At 57.3% G+C, this 429-nt stretch carries 1 protein-coding gene; it reads left to right on the top strand.

Going from position 1 to position 429, the window contains the following annotated elements:
* Window positions 1–104 precede the first annotated feature (104 nt).
* Window positions 105–429, top strand: a 325-nt coding sequence (locus RT21_RS22910) for a multicopper oxidase domain-containing protein (RefSeq protein WP_046164475.1), incomplete at its 3' end; no start/stop codon positions are given.

The raw sequence follows: 429 nt of genomic DNA, 5'->3' as shown, positions 1-429 counted from the left end.
CAGGTGTTGCACTCAGTTTTTGCCGCCGCCATCAATTAACGCTGGCAACATCAACCCTCAGGGCTGGTTTCGGCTTGGCTCCTTAGCTTGATTGGAACGTACACATGCAACGTAAAACCTCTAGGCGAACCTTTGTTAAAGGCTTGACTGCCGCAGGCCTCCTTGGCGGTCTTGGTTTGTGGAGAGCTCCGGTCTGGGCAGTGAGTAGCCCCGGCCAGCCCAGCGTACTAACCGGCACGGAGTTCGATCTACTGATTGGGGAGACGCCGGTCAACATCACCGGCGCGGCTCGGACGGCAATGACCATCAACGGCACTATTCCAGGACCGCTTCTTCGTTGGCGTGAAGGGGATACGGTCACGCTGCGGGTCAGGAATAAGCTGAGCGAAGATACATCCATTCACTGGCACGGCATGATCCTGCCGGCCA

This window comes from Pseudomonas sp. 10B238 (assembly GCF_000970615.1).
GTDB lineage: Bacteria > Pseudomonadota > Gammaproteobacteria > Pseudomonadales > Pseudomonadaceae > Stutzerimonas.
Note: the sequence above shows the minus strand (reverse complement) of the source record. Positions and strands in the feature narration are given on the sequence as shown.